Source organism: Serratia sp. BNK-23, assembly GCF_047456145.1.
In the GTDB taxonomy this organism is placed as follows: domain Bacteria; phylum Pseudomonadota; class Gammaproteobacteria; order Enterobacterales; family Enterobacteriaceae; genus Serratia; species Serratia nematodiphila.
In genome coordinates this window covers 3,436,895-3,459,085 of sequence record NZ_CP179900.1, presented here as the reverse complement: position 1 = coordinate 3,459,085, position 22,191 = coordinate 3,436,895, and the positions used below count along the sequence as shown (strand labels likewise).

The window sequence follows — 22,191 nt, the reverse complement described above, 5'->3', positions numbered from 1 at the left end:
ACCTGGCCCGTCCCTTGCTCTGTCTGTTCCATCTAGCTAATCGGAGAGAACGTCATGACGCTGCGCTCACCCGGGCTCGCCTTTCGTCAGGCCCTGAGTAAAGAGAAACCCCTGCAAATCGCCGGCGCGATCAACGCCAACCATGCCCTGCTGGCCCAGCGGGCGGGGTTCCAGGCCATCTATCTTTCCGGCGGCGGCGTGGCGGCCGGTTCGCTGGGGCTGCCGGATCTGGGCATTTCGACGCTGGACGATGTGTTGACCGATATTCGCCGCATCACCGACGTCTGCCCGCTGCCGCTGCTGGTGGATGTCGACAGCGGTTTCGGCGCATCGGCGTTCAACGTCGCCCGCACGGTGCGCGCGGTGAGCAAGGCCGGGGCGGCGGCGCTGCATATCGAAGATCAGGTTGGCGCCAAGCGCTGCGGCCATCGGCCCAATAAGGCCATCGTCTCCACCGAAGAGATGGTGGATCGCATCAAGGCGGCGGTGGATGCGCGCAGCGATCCGGACTTCGTGATCATGGCGCGCACCGATGCGCTGGCGGTGGAGGGGCTGGAGGCGGCCATCGAGCGCGCTCAGGCTTACGTGGCGGCCGGGGCCGACATGCTGTTTCCGGAGGCGATCACCGAGCTGGGCATGTACCGCCGCTTCGCCGAAGCGACGCAGGTGCCGATCCTCGCCAACATCACCGAATTCGGCGCGACGCCGCTGTTCACCACCGACGAGCTGCGCAGCGCCCGGGTGGATATGGCGCTGTATCCGCTGTCGGCCTTTCGGGCGATGAACCGGGCGGCGGAGCGGGTGTACCGCGCCCTGCGCGAGGAGGGCACGCAGAAAAGCGTCATCGACACCATGCAGACCCGCAACGAGCTGTACGAAAGCATCAACTACTATTTGTTCGAAGAGAAACTCGACGCTCTGTTCGCTCGCCAGCGCGACGAATAAGCGCCATTCACGCAGAAGCCAAATGAGGACAGTATGAGCCAAGCGATCCCCCCGCAAAGCCCGACTGGCGTTAAGCCGAAAAAATCCGTGGCGTTATCCGGCGTGCCCGCCGGGAATACCGCGCTGTGTTCCGTAGGACGCAGCGGCAACGATCTGCACTATCGCGGTTACGACATTCTCGATCTCGCGCGCCACTGCGAGTTTGAAGAGGTCGCCCATCTGCTGATCCACGGCAAGTTGCCCAACCGCGACGAGCTGCAGGCCTATAAACACCGTCTCAAAGCGCTGCGCGGCCTGCCCGCCAGCGTGCGCACGGTGCTGGAGGCGCTGCCGGCGGCGTCTCACCCGATGGACGTGATGCGCACCGGCGTTTCGGCCCTCGGCTGCACCCTGCCGGAAAAAGAACAGCACGGCGCAGCCGGCGCGCGCGACATCGCCGATCGGCTGCTGGCGTCGTTGGGATCGATGCTGCTCTATTGGTATCACTACAGCCACAACGGCGAGCGCATTCAGCCGGAGACCGACGACGATTCCATCGGCGGCCACTTCCTGCACCTGCTGCACGGCGCAGCGCCTTCCGCCAGCTGGGAGCAGGCCATGCATGCGTCACTGATCCTGTACGCCGAGCATGAGTTCAACGCCTCGACCTTCGCCGGCCGGGTGATCGCCGGCACCGGATCCGACGTCTATTCGGCGATCGTCGGCGCCATTGGCGCGCTGCGCGGGCCGAAGCACGGCGGCGCCAACGAGGTGTCGCTGGAGATCCAGCAACGCTATGAAACGCCGGACGAAGCGGAAGCCGACATTCGCCGCCGCATCGACAACAAAGAGGTGGTGATCGGCTTCGGGCACCCGGTGTACACCGTCTCCGATCCGCGCCATCAGGTGATCAAAGAGATCGCGCTGCGCCTGTCGCAGGAAGCGGGCGCGATGAAGCTGTATGACATCGCCGACCGGCTGGAAAGCGTGATGCGCGACACCAAAAACATGTTCCCCAACCTCGACTGGTTCTCGGCGGTGTCTTACCACCAGCTGGGGGTGCCTACCGAAATGTTCACGCCGCTGTTTGTCATGGCGCGGGTGAGCGGCTGGTCGGCGCACATCATCGAGCAACGGCAGGACAACAAAATCATTCGCCCGTCCGCCAACTATACCGGGCCGGAAGCGCGGGCGTTCGTACCGCTGGATCAGCGCTGAGCGCCGATCGTTATCGTGTCGTTTTCACTATGGAGCCTTTGGGGATCATGATGCTTGAGTCTGCCAACACCGGCCGTCCGCCGTTCGATCGCGAGATGGTCGATATCGTCGATTATGTGATGAAAGAGGCCGTCGATACCCCGGCGGCGTACCGCACCGCCCACTATTGCCTGCTCGATACCCTCGGCTGCGGGCTGGAGGCGCTGAGCTACCCGGCCTGCAAGAAACTGATGGGGCCGGTGGTGCCGGGCGCCGAGGTGCTGAACGGCAGTCGGGTGCCGGGCACCCGTTTCCAGCTGGATCCGGTTCAGGCGGCGTTCAATATCGGCGCCATGATCCGCTGGCTCGATTTCAACGACACCTGGCTGGCGGCGGAGTGGGGCCACCCGTCGGACAACCTGGGCGGGATCCTGGCGGTGGCCGACTGGCTCTCGCGTCAGGCGGTGGCGGCGGGCAAAGCGCCGCTGACCATGCGGCAGGTGCTGATCGCCATGATTAAGGCGCACGAGATCCAGGGCTGCCTGGCGCTGGAAAACGCCTTCAACCGGGTGGGGTTGGATCACGTGCTGCTGGTGAAGGTGGCGTCCACCGCGGTGGTGGCGCAGCTGCTCGGCCTGAGCCGCGAGGCGATCCTGAACGCGGTGTCGCTGGCGTGGGTGGACGGGCAGTCGCTGCGCACTTATCGCCATGCGCCGAACGCCGGCACCCGCAAATCCTGGGCGGCGGGGGATGCGACCGCGCGCGCAGTGCGGCTGGCGCTGATGGCCGCCACCGGCGAGATGGGCTATCCCTCGGCGCTCACGGCGCCGACCTGGGGGTTCTACGACGTCTCGTTCAACGGCAAACCTTTCCGCTTCCAGCGGCCGTACGGCGCGTATGTGATGGAGAATGTGCTGTTTAAAATTTCGTTCCCGGCGGAGTTCCATGCCCAGACCGCCGTGGAGGCGGCCATGACGCTGCACCGCCAGATGCAGGCCGCCGGCAAAACCGCCGCCGATATCGCCAGGGTGAGCATCCGCACCCACGAGGCCTGCCTGCGCATTATCGACAAGCAAGGGCCGCTGGATAACCCGGCGGATCGCGATCACTGCATTCAGTATATGGTGGCGATCCCGCTGCTGTTCGGCCGGCTGACGGCGGCCGATTACGAGGATCGGGTGGCCGAGGATCCGCGCATCGACGCATTGCGCGGCAAGATCCACTGCCATGAAGATCCCGCCTTCACGCGCGATTATCACGATCCGGAAAAACGCTCGATCGCCAATGCGCTGACGGTGGAGTTCGCCGACGGCAGCCGTCTGGATGAGGTGGCGGTGGAGTATCCTATCGGCCATGCGCGGCGGCGCGAAGCGGGCATCCCGCTGCTGATCGAGAAGTTCAAAACCAACCTGGCGCGCCAGTTCCCGGCCCTGCAGCAGCAGCGCATTCTCGAGGTGTCGCTGGATCGGCAGCGGCTGGCGCAGATGCCGGTCAATGAGTACCTCGATTTGTGGGTGATCTGACGCGAGCGGCGCTGACAAGCCACGTCGGCGTCGCTATGATGGAGGCTCCATCCCCGTCCGTCTTCTTATCAGGTGATTCATGATTGATGCCGCAACGCTGTTGTTGTTTTCCGGCGCCTGCGTGGCGCTGGCGCTGACCCCCGGCCCGGATATGCTGCTGATCGCTTCGCGCAGCGTCAGCCAGGGGCGGCGCGCCGGTTTCGCTTCGCTGGCGGGCATCCAGCTCGGCACGTACTGCCACGCGCTGGCGGCGGCGCTGGGGTTGTCGCAACTGTTCGTCGCCGTACCCCTGGCTTACGACGCGGTGAGAATGTTGGGTGCGGCCTATCTGCTCTATCTGGCGTGGAAAACGCTGCGATCCGGCAGCAGTCTGCAGGCTTCCGCCGGGTTGCAGGCGGTGCCGACGGCGCGCATTTTCCGTCAGGGATTGTTCACCAACATCCTCAACCCGAAGATGGCGCTGTTCGTGCTGGCGCTGTTCCCGCAGTTTATCGATCCGCGCGCCGGCTCGGTGGTGGTGCAGATGCTGGCGCTGGCGACGGTGCTGAATCTGGTCGGCTTGCTGATTAACGGCGGGGTGATCCTGGCGGTCAGCGGCATGAAAAGCCGTTTTGTCGGCCGTCGCTTCAGCGCCCGCTGGCCGAACTATCTGCTGAGCGGCGTGTTCGCCGGGCTGGCCTGCAAACTCATTTTCGACAGCCGTCGTTAATCTTCGCGCAGCAGCGCTTCAAACGCCGCGCTGGCCGGTTCGTCCGGCAGCGCGCTGTACATCACCAGCCGCAGGTGGTTCTCTTCGTCGACGATGAAAGAGGCGTGGTCAAAGGTGACCGGGCCGATCTCCGGGAGGGTGAAGCTGCGCCGCCCCTGGCAACGTCCGTGAATATCATGCTGCCGCCAGAGCTGGCGGAACTGCGGCGATACCTGCTCCAGCGCCTGTACCCGTTGGCGCATCACCTCATCCTCCGGCGCACGGGCGTAGTCGCGGCGGAAGCTGGCCAGGATTTGCGGCGCCTGCGCCCGCCACTCCAGCAGGCGCGCATTGAGCTGCGGATCGGCAAACAGCATCCACAACATGTTGCGCTCTTGCGCCGGGCGCTCGCCGATGGCGAACAGCCGCTGCGCCGCCGGATTCCAGGCGATGATGTCCCAACTGAGGTTCATGACGTAGGCCGGCCGCAGCGTCAGGTCGTCCAGCAGGCGCCGCACCAACGGCGAAACCTGGCACCACTGATGGCCGACCGGCACCGGCGGGCGCTGATGCGCCAATAAAAACAGGTGGTAGCGGCCGGCGGCATCGAGCTGCAGCACCCGCGCCAGATTTTCCAAAAACGTCACCGACGCATTGATTTCCCTGCCTTGCTCCAGCCAGGTGTACCAGGTGAGGCCGACGCCGGCCAGCGCCGCCACCTCCTCGCGCCGCAAGCCCGGCGTGCGGCGGCGGCTGCCGCTCGGCAAGCCGACTGCCTCCGGCGACAGTTGTTCTCGCTTTTGCCGCAGAAAATCCCCCAGTTCGTGGCGGGTGCGTTCGAGGGTGCGTGGGGGCATGTCGGCCGTCCTGTTGCTGTCAGTAATAGTATAAATGGCTATATAGTAACAGTTTAAACTCTATTCCATACTGCGACCATCATAATCTCTGGAGGTGGTATGGAACATTCATTATCTGTTGAACGGCGAGGATTGCCCGGCCTGCCGGTGCTGCTGTTGGGCGGTTTCGTCACGGTGTTCGATCTGTTTGTGGTCAACGTGGCGGCGCCGGTGATCCAGCAACAGTTCGCCGCCGATTTCGCCGGGGTCGGTTTGATCGTCGCCGGTTATGAACTGGCGTTTGGGGTGCTGTTGATCGCCGGTGGGCGTCTGGGCGATCGCTTCGGGCGTCGGCGTCTGTTCAGCCTCGGCATGCTGGGATTCACGCTGAGTTCCCTGTTGTGCGGACTGGCGGGATCGCTCAGCCTGCTGATCGCCGCGCGTATCCTGCAGGGGGCGGCGGCGGCGCTGTTGTTCCCGCAAATTTACGCCTTGATGCGGGTGCTGTACGCGCCGCAACAGCGGCGGCGCGCTTTCGCCTGGCTGGGCATGACACTGGGGTTGGCGGCAATCTTCGGCCAGATCCTCGGCGGATTTATCATTGAGGCCAACCTGTTCGGCAGCGGCTGGCGCATGATCTTTTTGATCAATTTGCCTATCGGCGCGCTGGCGCTGTGGGCGGCGCGGCGCATTCCCGAATCGCGGGTGGCGCAGGCGCAGCGGCTGGACGGCGTCGGCCTGTGGCTGGCGGCGGCTGGCCTGTCGCTGTTGCTGCTGCCGTTGCTGGAAGGCCCGGCGCGCGGTTGGCCGTGGTGGATCGCGCCGATGTTGGCATTGGCGCTGCTGACGCTGTGGGGCTTCCTGCGTTGGGAACGCCGCCTGGCGCAGCGCGGTGATGATGCGGTGCTCGATCCGGCGCTGTTCCGCCAGGCGGGCTTCGCGCCGGGTATGGCGGTGGTGCTGGCGATTTATGCCACCGCTTCCTCGTTTTTCTTGTGCTTCGCGCTGCTGCTGCAGGCGGGGGCGGGGCTGACGCCTTTTCAGGCGGGCAGCCTGTTCGCCCCGGCCAGCGCGGCCTTTATGCTGGCCTCGATGCTGGCGCCCCGGCTGACGCTGCGTTGGGGCAACGGCGTGCTGAGCGTGGGCGTGGCGATTTACGCCGCCGGGTTGGCGCTATTGATGGCGCAGGCGCTGTGGGGGGCGGCGCTGGCGCATCCGCTGCGGCTGCTGCCGGGGTTGGTGGTGTTGGGATTCGGCCAGGCGCTGAGCATGACGCCGCTGCTGAATCTGGTGCTGGGTTTGGCGCAGGAGCGGCAGGCGGGCATGGCGGCGGGTCTGGTGGCCACCGTGCAGCAGGTGGGGGGCGCGCTGGGTATCGTGGTCAGCGGCGTCGGTTTTGTGCCGCTGTTGGCGAGCGGCGGCGCGGCGGAACGCTATGCCCAGGCCTTTGCCGGTGCGATGCTCTGTAATTTGGTGGCGATGGGCGTCGCCCTGATCTTGTTAAACCGGATCACTCGAAATACTCAGAAAGCGGATCTTAAGTAGGCCGCCGGCGGGTGCTTTACTGTCGTCATCATGAGAGCGCGATAAGGAGCCACACTGATGTTTCAACCCGCCGCATTTCGCGAAGACGATCTGGATGCCCAACTGGCGTTGGTGCGCGCCCACCCGCTGGGGCTGTTGGTCAGCCACGGCGAGCAGGGATTGACGGCCGATCCGTTGCCGTTTCTGGCCGATGTCGAACAGGGGCAGATCCGGCTGCGGGCGCACCTGTCGCGCGCCAACGAGCACTGGCGACGTTTGCAACAGGCGGCGGAATGTCTGGTGATTTTTCAGGGCCAGGAGGGCTATGTGTCGCCCGGCTGGTACCCGAGCAAGCGCCAGACCGGCAAGGTGGTGCCGACCTGGAATTACAGCGTGGTGCAACTGCATGGCGTGCCGACGGTGACGGACGACCCGGCCTGGCTGCGCCGCCAACTGATCGATCTCACCGCGCAGCAGGAAGGGCGGCGTCCTGAACCCTGGCGGCTCGAGGATGCGCCGGCCAACTACATCGCCGCACAGCTTAAAGGCATCGTCGGTATTGAGATCGCCGTCACCCGGCGCGAAGGCAAATGGAAAATGAGCCAAAACCGCAGCGCCGAGGATGCCGGCGGGGTGATCGCCGGGCTGCGCGATGGCGATGAAGCGCAGCGGCGACTGGCGGCGGAGGTTGAGCGGCGGCGCGGATAGGGTATGCTAACCGAAGAGTGGGCTGAGGGAACCTTCGGATGGATTACACCAAAATTATCAAAGAAATAGGCCGCGGCAAAAACCATGCGCGCGATCTGGATCGACAGACCGCCTTTGAGCTGTATCAGGCGATGCTGGCCGGGGAGGTCCCCGAACTTGAGCTGGGCGGCATTCTGATCGCGCTGCGCATCAAGGGCGAAGCCGAAGAGGAGATGCTGGGGTTCTACCAGGCGATGCAGCAGCAGGTATTGTCGCTGCAGGCGCCGCAGGGGAGGCCATTGCCGGTGGTGCTGCCGAGCTACAACGGCGCGCGCAAGCAGGCCAACCTGACGCCGCTGCTGGCGCTGCTGCTGGCGAAAGTGGGCCTGCCGGTGGTGGTGCACGGCGTGCTGGACGACAGCACCCGCGTGACCAGCGCCGAGATTTTCCGCGCGCTTGGGCTGCCGTGGTCGGAACAGGCCGCTCACGCCCAACAGCGTCTCGATAACGGCGAGGCGGTATTCATGCCGGTTTCCACGCTGTCGGCGCCGCTGGCGCGGCAGCTCGGGTTGCGTTGGCGCATGGGGGTGCGCAACAGCGCCCATACGCTGGCCAAGCTGGCGACGCCGTTCGGCGAACAGGATGCGCTGCGCCTCGCCAGCGTTTCACACCCGGAGTATGTCGGCCGGGTGGCGTCGTTTTTCCGCCAGATCGGCGCCCGCGGGCTGCTGATGCACGGCACGGAAGGCGAAGCTTACGCCAACCCGCTGCGCTGCCCGCAAATTCACCACATCGTCGGCGGCGAACAGCGCATATTGCTGGAGCGCACCTTGCCGGATGAAACGCCGGCATTGCCGGCGGCGAAAGACGCGGAAACCACCGCGCGCTGGACTGAACGCTGTCTGGCGGGCGAGGTGGCGATACCGCAGGCCATCCAGCGGCAGGTTGCCTGTTGCCTGGTGGCCGCCGGCGAGAGCGAGACGCTGGAGCAGGGGCTGAAACGCCTGCATCAGGCCTGAGCGCGACTATACTGGGATATTTCCTCATCGGCTGAGAAGGACGGTTATGCAACAGGCTCTCGATTACTTCAATCAATTGAACCAGGATTACCTCGACGTACACCGCGCCAAAGAAGAGCTGTTCTGGCAAAACTACATGGGCACCGGCGGTGAAGACGTCTCGGCGCGCTTTTCCGCCGCCGAAAGCGACTATAAGCGCTTTATCGCCGAACCGCGCCGGCTGGCGGAGATCCGCACTCTGCTGGCCGGATTGGAAGCGTTGCCGCAGGAGGCGCAGCGCGATGCGCTGATCCACGGCCTGCAGGGTTGGCTGCGCTTTTTCGACTGCAACGCCATTGAAGATCCGCAGGCGCAGGCGCTGTTGGATCAGATCATCCACGCCGAGTCCGATCTCTACTCGCGCCGCAAGGGCTATCAGGTCACCCATCTGAACGCCGACGGCCAGCGCGTGGCGGCTTCGCTCGGCGAGCTGTTGACCAACCAGGCGACCAACCCGAACGAAGAGTATCGCCGCAGCTCGCAGCAGGCGCTGCGCGATCTGGAGCAATGGCTGCTGCATAACGGCCTGCCGGAGCTGATCGGCCTGCGCAACCGCTTTGCGCGCCAGATGGGTTATCGCAACTATTTCGACTACAAGGTGAACAAGACCGAACGCATGACGCCGGAGCAGTTGTTCGCCATTCTGGATCGTTTCGAGCGGGAAACCCGCGAGGCCAACGCGCGCAGCCTGCAGCAGCTGGCGGCCGAGAAGGGCAGCCAGGCGCTGGAGCCGTGGAACGTGCGCTTCGCCAGCGCCGGCGACGTCACCCGCCAACTGGATCCTTACTTCCCGTTTTCCCGTTCGCTGGAACGCTGGGTCGACAGCTTCAAACGCCTGCACATCGGTTTTGGCGGCGCGGAGATGAACCTCGATCTGCTGGTGCGTAAAGGCAAGTATGAGAACGGCTTCATGCACGGCCCGGTGCCGCCGTTTGTACGCCAGGGGGAGTGGGTGCCGGCGCGCATCAACTTCACCAGCCTGGCGCAGCCGGGGCAGGTGGGCAGCGGCGCTTACGGGCTTAACACGCTGTTCCACGAGGGCGGCCATGCGGCGCACTTCGCCAACATTCGCCAGAATGCGCCGTGCTTCTCGCAGGAGTTCCCACCGACTTCGATGGCCTATGCCGAAACCCAGTCGATGTTCTGCGACAGCCTGCTGGACGACGCCGATTGGCTGAAACGCTATGCGAAAAACGCCGCCGGTGAGGCAGTGCCGGATGCGCTGATCGAAGCCGGCATCGCGGCGCGCCAGCCGATGCGCGCGTTCAACGAACGCCATATCCTGCTGGTGCCGTACTTCGAGTGGGCGCTGTATCAGTGGGATGACGAGCAGCGCACGCCGGAAGCCATCACCGCGCTGGCGCGCGAGGTTGAGCAGAAGATCCTCGGCATCAGCGGCAGCCCGCGCCCGACGCTGGCGATCCCGCATCTGCTGTCGCTGGAGTCCGCCTGTTCTTATCAGGGCTACCTGCTGGCGATGATGGCGGTGGAGCAAACCCGTCATTTCTTCCTGCAGCGCGACGGTTATCTGACGGACAACCCGGCCATTGGCCCGGATCTGGCGCAACACTATTGGTTGCCGGGTAACAGCGTCAGCCACGACGACACGCTGCGCAGCCTGACCGGCGAAGGGTTTAATCCGGACTATCTGGCGCAGGCCTGCAACCAGACGGTGGCGCAGGCGTGGCATGAGGCGCAGCAGACGATGGCCGCCGCCGCCGCCCGCCCGCAGCCGCCGGCGGATTTCGATTTGCAGGCGCATATTCGGGTGGTGGATGGCGAGACGGTATTGGCAGACAACGCCGACGGTGACGAACGGATGTGCCGCGACTTCGCCGCGGCGATAGAGGCGCGTTTGGTTTAAGGCTGACAATAAAATCCACGCGGAAGCGTGGATTTTATTTAATGGTTAAAACCAGGCGTGATTTTATTCGAAATAGACGTCGGGATTATCGGCCAGAGACACGAAGCTCTTGGTGTTTCTATCCAGCGTGCGAATTTCGCCGCTTTCGATGTCGTACACCCAGCCGTGCAGGCGCAGCCCGCTGTTGCGCAGACCCACCGCCACAGAAGGATGGGTTTTGATATTATTTAGCTGAGCAATAACGTTCTCTTCCACCATAGCGTTAACTTTGTCTGTTTCGCTATTCCAGGTTTTCTTCTCGACCACTGCTTTGGCCGCATCCGCATAGTGCAGCCAGTGAGCTACCGCAGGCATGGGGTCGAGGCACTGGCAGGACGCGATAGCCTTCATGGCGCCACAGTTCGAGTGGCCACAAATCACGATATCGGTAACACCCAATGCCACCACCGCATACTCGATGGTCGCAGAAACCCCGCCCGGCTCCGGGCCAAAGGAAGGGACGATGTTGCCGGCGTTACGGATAACGAAAAGCTGCCCAGGTTCTTGCTGTGTGACCAGCTCAGGCACTAAACGGCTGTCAGAGCATGAGATAAACAGCGCTTTGGGATTTTGGCTGGAGGCAAGGCTGCGGAACAGTTCCTTGCGCTGCGGGAAAATCTCTTTCTGGAAACTGAGGAAACCTTCAATGATATGTTGCATACAACGCTCTCTGCATCTGTAGTCTGCGTAACATGATAATCATCCTCTCCCGTTAGTCCAGCCATGGGCAGGTAAAAAAATGTGTGTGCAAGCCCCCCGCAAACCCCATTGAATACAGGGTTTCTGCCTGTTGGCGACAGAATTTTCCGGCTTGTTGGCGCGTGGATTGCTGATAAAGCGGACGGCAAGAAATTCGCTGTTGTGCCCATTCAGCGCTGACGTACGCGAACATAAAAAAAGCCCGCCGGGGTGATAGCCGGCGGGCTTTTTGACGTCTGGGGCGGCGATTATTTGTAGATAACCGCGGTGGCGTGCATCAGGTTATTGCCGCTGGTGGAGGTGATGGTGAAAGCCTTGGCGCCCGCCGCATCGGCTTTGGCGGCCAGCTGAGACTTCAGGCTGCTCAGGTCGGTTGCGCCGCTGGCGACGATCACGCCGGCTTTTTCGAATTGGGCGGCATCCTGCGCGCTGACGTGTTCAGCGGCGAAAGTGGTGAAAGAAACGGTAGCCAGGGCGATAGCGGCAGCAAAAGTTTTGATGGTTTTCATGTTGGTCATTCCTGTCAAAGTGAATTAGGGAGAAAGGGGTTTGCCTTTCGATGGGAGGATTATTGCGCAGTGACAGGCGGGATGAAATCGGAGAGTGTTGACAGTTTTGTTCAGATTTTTTGATTATTAATTCCCCCGTTCATCTTCTGCATAAACAGGGGGGAGACGATCAGCGCGTCGGGCGCGCCAGATCGAAACGGTGCTGTTCGGAAATGCCATAGTAGGCGGTTGGGCCGCCGGCGCGCAGGATAGGTTCGGCAGCGGCGGTCTGGTAGACGCCGTGTTCGTCCAGCAGCGCCGGATCGAGGTGCACCGCCACCACTTCGCCCAATATCAGCCAGGTCTCCACCTGTTCGCCGGCGGCGGTTTGCAGCTGAATGCACTGGGTCAGCCGGCATTCGAAGTTCACCGGGCTTTCGGCCACGCGCTCGGCTTTGACCCGGCGTCCGGGCAGCGGCGTGACGCCGGCGAAGGCGAATTCATCTTCGCCGCGCGGCAGGTTGATTGCACTGTGGTTCATCGCTTCCGCCAGCGGGCGTGTCGCCAGGTTCCAGACGAACTCACCGGTTTCCACGATATTCGCCACGCTGTCTTTCCAACCGGTGCTGGCGAAACCGATGATCGGCGGGCGATAGTTGAAGCAGTTGAAAAAGCTGTAGGGCGCCAGATTACGCAAGCCGGCGGCGCTGCGGGAAGAGATCCAGCCGATGGGGCGCGGGCCGACGATGGCGTTCAGCGGATCGTGCGGCAGGCCGTGGCCGGCGGCGGGTTCATAATAATAACGAGATTCACGGTTCATGGGAGACCCTGCGGCAATCGATGAAGCTTTCATTGTGCCGGGTTTCCCGCCGCTGCGCCATTGCGGGCCGGATGTGTTATCTTACGCGCCGGAAATCCCTTCAAGAGAGCCCGTCACGGTGGAAAAAAAGAAAACCTTCCCGCAGCAGAAAAGCGGCCTGCATCCGCGCAACCGTCATCGTTCGCGCTACGACTTCCCGTCGCTGATCGCCAGTTGCCCGGCGCTGGCGCCGTTCGTAAAACCGAACGCCTGGGGCGATGTCTCGGTGGACTTCGCCGATCCGGCGGCGGTGAAAATGCTCAACCGTGCGTTGCTGCAACACTTTTACGGCATCGAACACTGGGATATTCCGGCTGATTATCTGTGCCCGCCGATCCCCGGCCGCGCCGACTATCTGCATCACCTGGCGGATCTGCTGGCGACCAGCAACGGCGGCGAGATCCCGCGTGGCAAGGGCGTGGCGATCCTCGACGTCGGCGTCGGCGCCAACTGCATTTACCCGATCGTCGGCCTGCGCGAATACGGTTGGCGTTTCACCGGCTCCGAAATCGATCCGGTGTCGCTCAACTCGGCCAAGATGATCGTCGAGATGAACCCGACGCTGCGCAACAGCGTGCGCCTGCGGCTGCAAAAACAGCCTGAGCTGATTTTCAGCGGCATTATCGGCGCGGCCGAGAAATTCGACGCCACCCTGTGCAACCCGCCGTTCCACGCGTCCGAGCAGGAAGCGCGCGCCAGCACCCGGCGCAAGCTGCATAAACTGGGTAAAGGGGAAGTGGCCGACAAGCCGGTGCAAAACTTCGGCGGCAAGAACAACGAGCTGTGGTGCGAAGGCGGCGAAGAAGCCTTTGTGCGCAAGATGGTGGCAGAGAGCGTCGGCAAGGCCAACAACTGCCTGTGGTTCACCTCGCTCATCTCGAAAAACACCACGTTGCCGGCCATCTACCATGCGTTGAAAGTGGCGGGGGCGGCCGAGGTGCGCACCATCGAGATGGCGCAAGGGCAGAAGATCAGCCGCTTCGTCGCCTGGACCTTCCATAACGCCGAGCAACAGGCCGCCTGGGCAGCCGAACGCTGGCGCTAATCTCCCCGGCGCCGGTTATCCTGCCGGCGCCGACAAAAATCCGCATTTTACCTTTCAATTTTCATCACTTACGTTATTCTCATTACGCATTTAATAATAAAAATCTTAGGTTGTTGGTTTATTTAAATTCGAATAATTACTTTACTGAATAAATAAATTTAATCCGGTTAATAGCAATAACCAGAAGGTTCGGCGCTGCCCGTTCCTTCCGCGATGGCACGTCTGCGTGTGGGCGCGGCATGTGGCCAGACAAAATAAGAAAAGCGCCATCATCTGCCACAAGGACTACACCTTATGCTGTTACGATTCAGTCAGTTAACTACCCACAAAGGCGCCGAGCTGGGCGCGATAGAACACGCCGTTCCCATGATCGTATTCTCGCCCGACGGCACGGTCTTGCGCGCCAACGATCTCTTCCTCAACACGCTGGGATTTCAACGCGATGACGTGATTGGCCGGCATCACCGTATTTTCTGCGATCCGAACTATGTCGCCAGCCCGTTGTACCGCAAGCATTGGGAGACGCTGAATAAGGGGCAACCCATCACGGACACCCTAAAACGCATCGCGAAAAACGGCGAGACGGTATGGCTGCAGGGCACCTACGCGCCGGTGCTGAATAAACAGGGTAAGGTGGTGGAAATCGTCAAGATCGCCAGCGAAGTGACCGAGCGAGTGACCCAGGCGCAGGAACACCGCAGCCTGCTGGCGGCGCTGAATCGATCGATGGCGATGATTGCTTTCACGCCGCAGGGCGCCATTGTCAGCGCCAACGACAATATGCTGGCGCTGATGGGCTATCGGCTGGATGAGGCGTGCGGGCAGTCGCATGCGGTGCTGTGCCCGCCGGCGTTCGCCGCTTCCGACGACTATCGGCGGCACTGGCAGCGCCTGGCGCGCGGCGAGTTTATCACCGGGCGTTTTGAGCGCGTCAACCGGCGCGGCGAACGGGTATGGCTGGAGGCCAGTTACAACCCGATCCTCGACAATGAAGGCCAGGTGGTGAAAGTGGTGAAGATCGCCCAGGACATCACCCGATTGATGCAACAGCAGCAGCACGAAGAAGAGATGGTGCGCAACGCGCATCATCTGTCGCTGGATACTGACCGGCAGGCGGCGCAGGGCGCGGTCATCGTGCAGCAGGCGGTGAAGGGCATGCAGCAGGTCGAAGCGGCGGCGCGCGAAACCTCGGACGTGGTCACCGAGCTCGGCAAGTGCTCTCAGCAGATCGGCACCATCGTCGAAGCCATTCGTAAAATCGCCTCCCAAACCAACCTGCTGGCGATTAACGCCTCCATCGAAGCTGCCCACGCCGGTGAGCACGGGCGCGGTTTTGCGGTGGTGGCCAACGAGGTGCGCACGCTGGCGGAACAGTCGCGCAAGGCGGCGACCGAGATCGAACGCATGACCAAGTCTATCCAGCAAGGCGTGGCGGCGGCGATCGCCGGCATGGCGACCTGCGTGGAACAGGCCGGCGGCGGTGTGGCATTGACCCATGACGCCGGAGAAGTGATTAACCAGGTCAATATCGGCATGCATGACGTCGTGAAGCTGATGCAGGCCTTTACCTCGGTGAAGCAGGGCGATGCGCTGCACTGAGTCTGCCGGACGCCGCCTCTGAAAACGAGGCGGCGTTTGCCTTCCCCCACCGATTCCTGCGCCGTTGAGCTGCGGTTCAATTTTACCGGTCTATGCTAGACTTGATGTGAACGAACGTTCGTTCATTAATTAATATCAATTTATGGCGCCAGGCGCCCCCTTCACCGTTTCGGGAACTGACGATGGGAAACCGAGAAAAGATTGTCGAGGCCGCGCTGCACAGCTTTACCCATCAGGGATTTCACCAGACCAGCATGCGGGATATCGCGCAGGCGGCGGGCGTCAGCGTGGGCAACCTCTATAACCATTTTTCCGGCAAGGAGGCGCTGATCGGCGAGATAGCGCTGCTGGAAAACGGCGTATTCGCCGAGTTCGCCGCCGGATTATTGGCCGACAGAAAGCGGCCGAAACAGGCGCTGTCGATTTTTTTCACCGCCTATCATGCCTTTGTCGCCGAACCGGCCAATGTTCAGCTGTCGGCGGAGATCGTGGCGGAGGTGGCGCGCAACCCGGCGTTGGCCGAGCCGTTCAGCGCCAACCAGCGGCAGTTGATTGAGGCGCTGGCGACGGTGATCGCCGAGGCTCAGCAAACCGGTGAAATCGCGGCGGCGATAGCGCCGTTACCGCTCGCGCAGCTGGTGCTGGACGTGATCGAAAGCCAGGCCTGGCGGCAGGCGATCTTTGCGTCGCCTGCACCGGAGGAGACCACGCCGGTGCGGCTGTTGGAACAACTGCTCTACCGGCATCCCTAATCGAGGTGGATATGCTGCACATTGAGCCGTATCGCGACGCTGACCGCCTGCAAACGGCGGCGCTGATCTACGCCGCGTTCTGCGACAAGTTCCAGCGCGCGCGCCGTTTGAGCGCCCGCCGGCAGTGGCGTCTGTTTTATCGGCTGTGGAGCTGGCAGCAAAGCGGCAGCCGGGAGCGTAGCTTCGTAGTGAAACAGGATGAGCAGGTGGTGGCGGCTTTTGCCCTCAATGCGGCCGAGGCAGAGGGCGACGGCGGGCTGCGCCCGCGCGCCTTGCCGATTTGGCGGCTATGCCGCCGCTACGGCTGGCTGAACGTTTGGCGCATGTATCTGCAAATTGTGGTATTGCAGCATACTCCGGCGGCCGATGAGCTGTATCTTTCCTACCTGGCGGTGGCGGAAAACCAGCGCGGCAAAGGGATGGGCAGGCGGCTGTTGCAGTGGATGAACGACTACGCCGCCGAACAGGGCGCAGGCCGGCGCCTGAGCCTGCACGTCAGCCGGCGCAACGTCGATGCGCAGCGCCTGTACCGGCGCTGCGGTTTTCTGGTACGGCGCGAAGAGCACTACGCCTTGCTGGGGGTGCTGTTCGGCCAGGCCGATTGGGTATTGATGGAGAAACGCAACGGGGAGGCGATGTGCGCAAAATAGGGCTGTGCCTCGTGGCGCTGGTTTTGGCGGCGCTTGGCTGGGTGATTTACGTCAACGACTTTCGCTTTGTCACCGAACCGGTCACGGTGACCGCCGGCGGCAACCGGCTGAGCGGCACGCTGGTGCTGCCGGAGCATGCGCCGGTCAAACCCGGCGTGGTGGTGTTCATACACGGCGATGGGCCGGCCAACGCCAGCCGCGACGAAGGCTATTACGGCATTTGGGAGGCGATAGCGCAGCAGGGCTATGCGGTTTTATCCTTCGACAAGCCGGGCGTAGGCGGTTCCAGCGGCAACTGGCTGCATCAGACCATGGCGGATCGCGCGCGGGAAACCGCTGATATCATCGACTGGGCCAGACGGGACGGGCGCTTCGATGCGCGCTGCGTGGGGCTGTGGGGCGCTAGCCAGGCGGGATGGGTGATGCCGGAGGTGGCGCGTTTACGGCCTGACATTGCTTTCACTCTTGCACTCTCGCCGGCGATCAACTGGCTGCGGCAAGGGCGCTATAACACCCGGGCGGCGATGGCGGCGGCAGGGGACGATGAAGCGCAGATCCTGGCGCGCGAGGCGCATTGGCGCCATATCCAGACCCTGCTCGAGCAACCGGACGGCTACGCGCAGTACCGTCGCGAGTCTGGCGCCGCCGCATTGAGCGCCGACCGCTGGCGTTTTATCCGCGCCAACATGGCCAGCGACGCGACGGCGGGATTGCGGCATTTCGCCACGCCGGTGCACCTGATCCTGGGCGGGCGCGACGTCAACGTGGACGCGGACGAAACCGAGCGCGTGTATCGGCAAACGATCCCGGCCTCGCTGCTGACGGTGACGCGTATCGCCGAAGCAGACCACGTGATGATCAAACCGCTGTTCGCCCGCCATCCGTGGCTGATCAACGTGGTGGGCCTGTTTGCCCCGCGCTCGGTGCAATACGACGCCTACCGGCGGGACGTGGCGGCCTTCCTGGCCGCCCATCCTTGCGGCCAGGGGCGTTAGCCTCAGCTCGCGGCAGGCGGCGGCTCTTCATGCGGCTGCGGCGCGCGGGAGATCTGCATCGCCTGCTGCGGCATGCCGATGCCGGCCCGATCGAAATGGATTTTCACCAGCCGATCGAGGGCGTATTGCACCACCCACTGTTTCAGCGCCTGTGTGCGCACCGTCACGCGGGTGGTGAACGAGCGGTCTCCCAGCGCCACCACGCCGTTGAAGACCGGCTCGCCAATCAGGAAATGCTTCACCTGTTCATCTTGCTTCAGCGCCGCGACGGCCTGATGCAGCACCTCATTGACCCGATCGATGTCCTCGTCGCGGCTGACGGTGTAGTTGGCGCGGTATACCCCGAACTCACGCGCATAGTTGGCCAGCGTGGTGATCGAGGAGTACGGCACGATGTGGTAGACGCCGTAGTCGTCGCGCAGGCCGATCGATCGGATGGTCATGCGCTCCACGGTGCCGGTGATGCCGCTGACGGTGACGTACTCGCCGGTGTTCATGCCGTTTTCGAACTGGATGAACACGCCGGTAATCACGTCTTTCACCAGCGTCTGGGCGCCGAAGCTGATGGCCAGCCCCAGCGCGCCGGCGCCCGCCAGCAGCGGCGCGATGTTCAATCCCACCTGCGACAGCACGATCATCACGGTAATGGTGCTGATAACGATAGCCAGCACGTTGCGAAACAGCGTCAGCAGCGTGCGTTCGCGCGCGCTCGGCCGCACGCCGTTGCTCAGCTCCAGCGCCAGACGGTGCTCGATGATGCTGGCCATCAGCGTCCAGCTGAACACGGCGATCAACAGGATCAGCAGGATATGCACCAGCCCGCCGAGCGTCCGCTGGCCATTTTCGCTGCCCGCCCACTGGTACAGGTTGATCAGGTGCCAGGCATCGAGCAGGAACAGCGTCACCGCCAGCACCACCATCACCCGCAGTATCTTCAGCCCGTTGGGGATGTAGGAGTTGATGCGCCGCTCGAGCATCGGGTAGCGCAGATTGACGTCGGTCGGCAGTGAAATGCGGCGGAAAATCCAGCGGGTCAGCATGCCGGACAGCAGCGCGCCGACGCCGACCACCAACAGGCTTTTCACCGTGGCGCTCATCATAAAGCGCAGGCTGTTGCCGATGTCGAACTGGGACAGCACGAACAACACCAGAAAATAGGTGATCGCCAACAGATGCCAGATATGCCCCAGCCCGCGCAGGATCACGCTGAAAAACGCCATCGATCGTTCGGCCAGCAGGTTGATCTGTTGCTGTATCGGCTTGCGGTTGTGCAGGATCAGCCAAATGGCGTACAGCGTCAGCGCCAGCATCACCACCAGGTTGACGGTGGCGGCGGCCGGGTAGCTTATCTGGACCGCCACCACCGGCACCACCACCATCAGGCCGTAGCCGATCAGGCCGCTGAGCCAGGCGAGGCGCGTGTTCCAGTAGTGCGCGCTCCGGTCGCTGAAGGGGAAGGGGCGCAGATAGTCGAAGCGGGGGGCGAAAATCAGCCGCAGCACCGCCTTGAAAAATTCAATCACCGCGAAGGCGCTGAGAAACAGGGTCTGCAGCCGCAGAATGGTGGCGCTGTCGGCGTGGACGTGGCGGGCGAACAGATTGCCCGCCGCCAGCGCCAGCAGCAGTACCAGCAGATCGATGGCGAAAGCGCCGAGAATGGCGGCGGGGCGTTTATACCACGGGCCGCGCTGTAGCCGCGCATTGTGTCCCCAACTGCCCATGCGTTTGTACAGCGGCGCGATCAGCCGCCGGATCAGGTGGAACAGCGCAAAGGTGACCGCCACCGTCAGCAGAAAGTAGCCCAGCGCGCGGAAAAAGCCGGCGGGATTGAAAACGCGCTTCGGGCCGGAGTCGATCAGCTTTTGCAGCGCGCCGAGCTTTTGGTTAAAGGTGCCGATGCCTTCCTGCGCCAGCGAGTTCAGGCTGTCGCTCAGCGTAGCGGGCGTCGATTCCTCCGGCGTTGCCGGCGCGGCGGCGGGGGCGTCGCCGGCGGTCTGTTTCAGGTGGTTGATGAGTTCCGCGCGCGCTTTGTCGTCTTGCAGCAGCTCAGCCAGCGCGGCGTAGGCGGCTTTCTGCTGCTCGCTCTTGTCGGCGGGCGCGGGCGGCGCATTTTGCGCCAGGGCCGGTGGTGCGAAGACGTTCAGGGTCAGCAACAGCAGCAGGAAAAGCAGGTGTTCTCGCAGATGAGAACCTCGTCGGGAGTCTGCGTTTGGCGGCATGGTTCCTCTCTTTGGCGTTCTGTGATCGGCGGATGTAAAAGCAATACGATGAAAAACAATGAATATAGTAGGAAAGGTGGCGCGACGGGGCGTGGGAGAGCGTGCGGAATGAAAGCGGCGGGCGCGTGGTGCGCCCGCCGTTAAACCGCCAGGATCAGGACACGTGCTGCAGGAACTCCTGCAGACGCGGGCTTGGCGGATGATTGATCAGATCGTGCGGGTTGCCGTCTTCGGCAATCCGGCCCTTGTCGATAAAGATCAGGCGCGACGCCACTTTTTCGGCAAAGCCGACTTCATGGGTAACGATGACCATCGTCATGCCTTCCTCGGCCAGATCCTGCATCACCTTCAGCACTTCATGGCGCAGCTCCGGATCGAGCGCGGAGGTCGGCTCGTCGAACAGCATCATTTTCGGCTTCACCGCCAGCGCGCGCGCGATCGCCACGCGCTGCTGCTGGCCGCCCGACAGTTCGGACGGGTAATGGTGGGCGCGCTCCGCCAGACCGACCTTGGCCAGCAGTTCGCGCGCCAGCTTTTCCGCATCGGACTTCTTCGCGCCGCGCACGCGGATCGGGCCGAAGGCGACGTTTTCCAGCGCCGTCAGGTGCGGGAACAGATAGAACTGCTGGAACACCATGCCGGCTTCCTGGCGGATCAGCCGATCGTCCACTTTCGGATCGTTGGCTTTCAGGCCGTCGACGATCAGATCGCCGCTGGTGACTTCTTCCAGCTTGTTGATGCAGCGCAGCAGGGTGGATTTGCCGGAGCCGGACGGCCCGATGATCACCACTACTTCGCCTTTGTCGATCTTCAAATCGATGTTGTGCAGCACCTGGGTTTGGCCAAAATGCTTGGAGACGTTTTTAAATTCAATCACAGGATTTTCATCCTTCTTTCCAGACGACGCAGCACGAAGCTCAGCACCAGGGTAATAATCAGATAGATAACCGCCACGGCGCTCCAGATTTCCAGCGCGCGGAAGTTACCGGCAATAATTTCCTGACCCTGACGGGTCAGCTCCGCCACGCCGATCACGATGAACAGCGAGGTGTCTTTGATGCTGATGATCCACTGGTTGCCCAGCGGCGGCAGCATGCGGCGCAGCGCCAGCGGCATAATGACGTAGCGGATGGTTTCGCGGCGCGACAGGCCGAGCGCCAGGCCGGCCTCGCGGAAACCGTTATGGATAGACAGCACCGCGCCGCGGGTGATTTCCGCGATGTAGGCGCCGGAGTTGATCATGATGGTCACCACCGCCGCGGTGAAAGGATCGATGCGCAAATCGGTGAACGCCATCGGCAAGGCGAAGTAGATGAACATCACCTGCACCACGATCGGCGTGCCGCGGATCACTTCGATAAACACCAACGCGATGTGGTTGGCGATCCAACCGCCGTAGGTGCGGGCAAAGCCGGCGACGAGGCCGATGATCAGGCCGCCAATCAGACCGAGGACCGAAATCCACAGGGTCATTTTGGCGCCCTCTAACAAGATAGGAATGGCGGGCCAGATGGCGCTCCAGTCGAACTGCATGATATTTCTCCCGGTGATCCCAAACGTGGGTATCAGATACAACAAAGCGCAGGGGGTTAAGCGCCCCCTGTGCTTAAGTTAATCGCTTGCCAAATTCACAGCTTACTTAGGTTCGGTGCCGAACCACTTCTTGTAAATCTCGTTATAGGTGCCGTTCTCGCGCAGCGTTTTCAGCGCGCCGTTCACCTTCTCGCGCAGCTCGTCGCTGCCTTTAGGGAAGGCGATGCCATACTGCTGCGCTTCCAGCGAATCGCCGACGGTTTTGAACTTGCCGGCGCCGGCCGTCTTAATGAAGTATAGGATGTTTGGCGTGTCGTGCAGCACCGCGTCGGCGCGCTTGGTACCCAGTTCCATGTAGGCGTTGTCGATGTTAGGGAACTGACGCAGATCCTTGGTTTTGATGTGCTGCTTGGCGTAATCCACCGAGCCGGTGCCGCTCTTCACCGCCACCACTTTGCCGTTCAGATCGTCGATGCTTTTCACGCTGTTGTTGTCGGCGTTGACCATCACCAGCAGGCCGCTCTTGTAGTAGCCGTCGGAGAAATCGATGGCTTTCTTGCGCTCATCGGTGATGGTGATGCCGGCCAGCGCCAGATCGACGTTTTTGGTCTGCAGCGCCGGAATGATGCCGCCGAAGTCCATTGGTTTCAGGGTGTAGTCCAGCTTCAGCTCTTTGGCGACCGCGGCCCACAGGTCGATGTCGAAGCCGACGTATTTGTCGCCTTGCTTGAACTCAAAAGGAACGAAAGCGGTGTCGGTGGCGACCACCAGTTTGTCTGCTGCGTGGGAACTTACGGCAAAGGCCAGGGAGAGTGCGGCCAGGGAGACTTTAAAAATCGACTTCATGAGAGGAATTCCTGTACAGGTTGCGGATTACCCATTTTTTATATTGCAGTTGGTGCCATGAAAAAATCGTGCCATGTTTTCAACTAATATAAAAACAAAGAGTTACTGCGTGATGTTGTGCCGTGACGGCGAATAGTTATGGTTATGCACCACAATGAGGCACCGA

General features: G+C 62.4%; 21 protein-coding genes. 13 read left to right on the top strand and 8 right to left on the bottom strand.

Features of this window, described 5'->3' with window-relative positions; all coding sequences use genetic code 11:
- Window positions 1-54 precede the first annotated feature (54 nt).
- The 4 genes from prpB to ACMGF9_RS16400 all read left to right on the top strand — a co-directional run bounded on the left by prpB (window position 55) and on the right by ACMGF9_RS16400 (window position 4,353).
- Complete coding sequence (gene prpB / locus ACMGF9_RS16415; protein WP_015377140.1) at window positions 55-945, top strand: methylisocitrate lyase; 891 nt, start codon at window positions 55-57, stop codon at window positions 943-945.
- 33 nt (window positions 946-978) lie between these two features.
- Window positions 979-2,142, top strand: coding sequence for a 2-methylcitrate synthase (prpC, locus tag ACMGF9_RS16410; protein ID WP_004939298.1), 1,164 nt, complete (start codon window positions 979-981; stop codon window positions 2,140-2,142).
- 50 nt (window positions 2,143-2,192) lie between these two features.
- On the top strand, window positions 2,193-3,644 hold the full coding sequence (locus ACMGF9_RS16405; protein WP_414160641.1) for a bifunctional 2-methylcitrate dehydratase/aconitate hydratase: 1,452 nt from the start codon (window positions 2,193-2,195) through the stop codon (window positions 3,642-3,644).
- A gap of 79 nt (window positions 3,645-3,723) precedes the next feature.
- Window positions 3,724-4,353: a LysE family translocator gene (locus ACMGF9_RS16400; RefSeq protein WP_015377143.1), complete on the top strand. Its 630-nt coding sequence runs from the start codon at window positions 3,724-3,726 to the stop codon at window positions 4,351-4,353.
- On the opposite strand, the gene ACMGF9_RS16395 is transcribed toward ACMGF9_RS16400, so the two are convergent.
- The gene (locus ACMGF9_RS16395; protein WP_004939285.1) at window positions 4,350-5,189 is read right to left on the bottom strand and encodes a helix-turn-helix transcriptional regulator; all 840 of its coding nucleotides are present in this window, start codon (window positions 5,187-5,189) and stop codon (window positions 4,350-4,352) included. The genes ACMGF9_RS16400 and ACMGF9_RS16395 overlap by 4 nt on opposite strands.
- A gap of 99 nt (window positions 5,190-5,288) precedes the next feature.
- Between ACMGF9_RS16395 and ACMGF9_RS16390 the strand changes: the two genes are divergently transcribed.
- From ACMGF9_RS16390 to ACMGF9_RS16375, 4 genes are read left to right on the top strand one after another with little or no spacing between them, the layout of a single operon-like run.
- Window positions 5,289-6,713, top strand: coding sequence for an MFS transporter (locus tag ACMGF9_RS16390; protein ID WP_164122742.1), 1,425 nt, complete (start codon window positions 5,289-5,291; stop codon window positions 6,711-6,713).
- A 57-nt stretch (window positions 6,714-6,770) separates the two neighbouring features.
- Entirely contained in the window at window positions 6,771-7,400 is a 630-nt protein-coding gene (locus tag ACMGF9_RS16385) for an FMN-binding negative transcriptional regulator (RefSeq protein WP_015377145.1), read from the top strand.
- A 38-nt stretch (window positions 7,401-7,438) separates the two neighbouring features.
- Window positions 7,439-8,398, top strand: coding sequence for a DNA-binding protein YbiB (ybiB, locus tag ACMGF9_RS16380; RefSeq protein ID WP_015377146.1), 960 nt, complete (start codon window positions 7,439-7,441; stop codon window positions 8,396-8,398).
- Window positions 8,399-8,444: 46 nt separating this feature from the next.
- Window positions 8,445-10,301 (top strand): M3 family metallopeptidase, encoded by a 1,857-nt coding sequence (locus tag ACMGF9_RS16375; RefSeq protein ID WP_118892297.1) that lies wholly within the window; start codon window positions 8,445-8,447, stop codon window positions 10,299-10,301.
- 63 nt (window positions 10,302-10,364) lie between these two features.
- Here the strand turns inward: ACMGF9_RS16375 and ACMGF9_RS16370 are convergent, their stop codons facing one another.
- The 3 genes from ACMGF9_RS16370 to ACMGF9_RS16360 form a co-directional block, all read right to left on the bottom strand.
- Window positions 10,365-11,000: a carbonic anhydrase gene (locus ACMGF9_RS16370; RefSeq protein ID WP_004939270.1), complete on the bottom strand. Its 636-nt coding sequence runs from the start codon at window positions 10,998-11,000 to the stop codon at window positions 10,365-10,367.
- A gap of 287 nt (window positions 11,001-11,287) precedes the next feature.
- Complete coding sequence (bhsA, locus tag ACMGF9_RS16365; protein ID WP_015377148.1) at window positions 11,288-11,548, bottom strand: multiple stress resistance protein BhsA; 261 nt, start codon at window positions 11,546-11,548, stop codon at window positions 11,288-11,290.
- A 169-nt stretch (window positions 11,549-11,717) separates the two neighbouring features.
- Complete coding sequence (locus tag ACMGF9_RS16360) at window positions 11,718-12,347, bottom strand: flavin reductase family protein (protein ID WP_015377149.1); 630 nt, start codon at window positions 12,345-12,347, stop codon at window positions 11,718-11,720.
- Between the two features lie 118 nt (window positions 12,348-12,465).
- Between ACMGF9_RS16360 and rlmF the strand changes: the two genes are divergently transcribed.
- From rlmF to ACMGF9_RS16335, 5 genes are all read left to right on the top strand, one after another.
- A complete protein-coding gene (gene rlmF / locus ACMGF9_RS16355; RefSeq protein ID WP_165876050.1) occupies window positions 12,466-13,431 on the top strand; it encodes a 23S rRNA (adenine(1618)-N(6))-methyltransferase RlmF in 966 nt (321 codons plus the stop codon).
- 294 nt (window positions 13,432-13,725) lie between these two features.
- Window positions 13,726-15,030, top strand: a complete 1,305-nt coding sequence (locus ACMGF9_RS16350; RefSeq protein WP_118892296.1) for a methyl-accepting chemotaxis protein — start codon at window positions 13,726-13,728, stop codon at window positions 15,028-15,030.
- Window positions 15,031-15,212: 182 nt separating this feature from the next.
- Window positions 15,213-15,782, top strand: coding sequence for a TetR/AcrR family transcriptional regulator (locus tag ACMGF9_RS16345; RefSeq protein WP_004939249.1), 570 nt, complete (start codon window positions 15,213-15,215; stop codon window positions 15,780-15,782).
- A gap of 11 nt (window positions 15,783-15,793) precedes the next feature.
- Window positions 15,794-16,432, top strand: a complete 639-nt coding sequence (locus ACMGF9_RS16340; RefSeq protein WP_015377152.1) for a GNAT family N-acetyltransferase — start codon at window positions 15,794-15,796, stop codon at window positions 16,430-16,432.
- Complete coding sequence (locus ACMGF9_RS16335; RefSeq protein ID WP_021503911.1) at window positions 16,420-17,427, top strand: alpha/beta hydrolase family protein; 1,008 nt, start codon at window positions 16,420-16,422, stop codon at window positions 17,425-17,427. Before ACMGF9_RS16340 ends, ACMGF9_RS16335 begins: the two co-directional genes overlap by 13 nt.
- A 2-nt stretch (window positions 17,428-17,429) precedes the next feature.
- Here the strand turns inward: ACMGF9_RS16335 and ybiO are convergent, their stop codons facing one another.
- From ybiO to glnH, 4 genes are all read right to left on the bottom strand, one after another.
- Entirely contained in the window at window positions 17,430-19,646 is a 2,217-nt protein-coding gene (gene ybiO / locus ACMGF9_RS16330; RefSeq protein WP_118911651.1) for a mechanosensitive channel protein, read from the bottom strand.
- Window positions 19,647-19,800: 154 nt separating this feature from the next.
- Window positions 19,801-20,523 (bottom strand): glutamine ABC transporter ATP-binding protein GlnQ, encoded by a 723-nt coding sequence (glnQ, locus tag ACMGF9_RS16325; protein ID WP_004939230.1) that lies wholly within the window; start codon window positions 20,521-20,523, stop codon window positions 19,801-19,803.
- Window positions 20,520-21,179, bottom strand: coding sequence for a glutamine ABC transporter permease GlnP (gene glnP / locus ACMGF9_RS16320; RefSeq protein ID WP_004939229.1), 660 nt, complete (start codon window positions 21,177-21,179; stop codon window positions 20,520-20,522). The genes glnQ and glnP overlap by 4 nt, the downstream gene beginning before the upstream one ends.
- 102 nt (window positions 21,180-21,281) lie before the next feature.
- On the bottom strand, window positions 21,282-22,025 hold the full coding sequence (gene glnH / locus ACMGF9_RS16315) for a glutamine ABC transporter substrate-binding protein GlnH (RefSeq protein WP_004939223.1): 744 nt from the start codon (window positions 22,023-22,025) through the stop codon (window positions 21,282-21,284).
- Between the last annotated feature and the right edge of the window lie 166 nt (window positions 22,026-22,191).

Coding starts and splice junctions, on each gene's coding strand:
- glnH (WP_004939223.1), bottom strand. CDS start 22,025: ATGAAGTCGATTTTTAAAGTCTCCCTGGCCGCACTCTCCCTGGCCTTT.
- prpB (WP_015377140.1), top strand. CDS start 55: ATGACGCTGCGCTCACCCGGGCTCGCCTTTCGTCAGGCCCTGAGTAAA.
- ACMGF9_RS16345 (WP_004939249.1), top strand. CDS start 15,213: ATGGGAAACCGAGAAAAGATTGTCGAGGCCGCGCTGCACAGCTTTACC.
- ACMGF9_RS16405 (WP_414160641.1), top strand. CDS start 2,193: ATGCTTGAGTCTGCCAACACCGGCCGTCCGCCGTTCGATCGCGAGATG.
- ybiB (WP_015377146.1), top strand. CDS start 7,439: ATGGATTACACCAAAATTATCAAAGAAATAGGCCGCGGCAAAAACCAT.
- bhsA (WP_015377148.1), bottom strand. CDS start 11,548: ATGAAAACCATCAAAACTTTTGCTGCCGCTATCGCCCTGGCTACCGTT.
- ybiO (WP_118911651.1), bottom strand. CDS start 19,646: ATGCCGCCAAACGCAGACTCCCGACGAGGTTCTCATCTGCGAGAACAC.
- ACMGF9_RS16400 (WP_015377143.1), top strand. CDS start 3,724: ATGATTGATGCCGCAACGCTGTTGTTGTTTTCCGGCGCCTGCGTGGCG.
- ACMGF9_RS16390 (WP_164122742.1), top strand. CDS start 5,289: ATGGAACATTCATTATCTGTTGAACGGCGAGGATTGCCCGGCCTGCCG.
- prpC (WP_004939298.1), top strand. CDS start 979: ATGAGCCAAGCGATCCCCCCGCAAAGCCCGACTGGCGTTAAGCCGAAA.
- ACMGF9_RS16395 (WP_004939285.1), bottom strand. CDS start 5,189: ATGCCCCCACGCACCCTCGAACGCACCCGCCACGAACTGGGGGATTTT.
- ACMGF9_RS16340 (WP_015377152.1), top strand. CDS start 15,794: ATGCTGCACATTGAGCCGTATCGCGACGCTGACCGCCTGCAAACGGCG.
- ACMGF9_RS16385 (WP_015377145.1), top strand. CDS start 6,771: ATGTTTCAACCCGCCGCATTTCGCGAAGACGATCTGGATGCCCAACTG.
- ACMGF9_RS16370 (WP_004939270.1), bottom strand. CDS start 11,000: ATGCAACATATCATTGAAGGTTTCCTCAGTTTCCAGAAAGAGATTTTC.
- ACMGF9_RS16375 (WP_118892297.1), top strand. CDS start 8,445: ATGCAACAGGCTCTCGATTACTTCAATCAATTGAACCAGGATTACCTC.
- glnP (WP_004939229.1), bottom strand. CDS start 21,179: ATGCAGTTCGACTGGAGCGCCATCTGGCCCGCCATTCCTATCTTGTTA.
- ACMGF9_RS16350 (WP_118892296.1), top strand. CDS start 13,726: ATGCTGTTACGATTCAGTCAGTTAACTACCCACAAAGGCGCCGAGCTG.
- ACMGF9_RS16360 (WP_015377149.1), bottom strand. CDS start 12,347: ATGAACCGTGAATCTCGTTATTATTATGAACCCGCCGCCGGCCACGGC.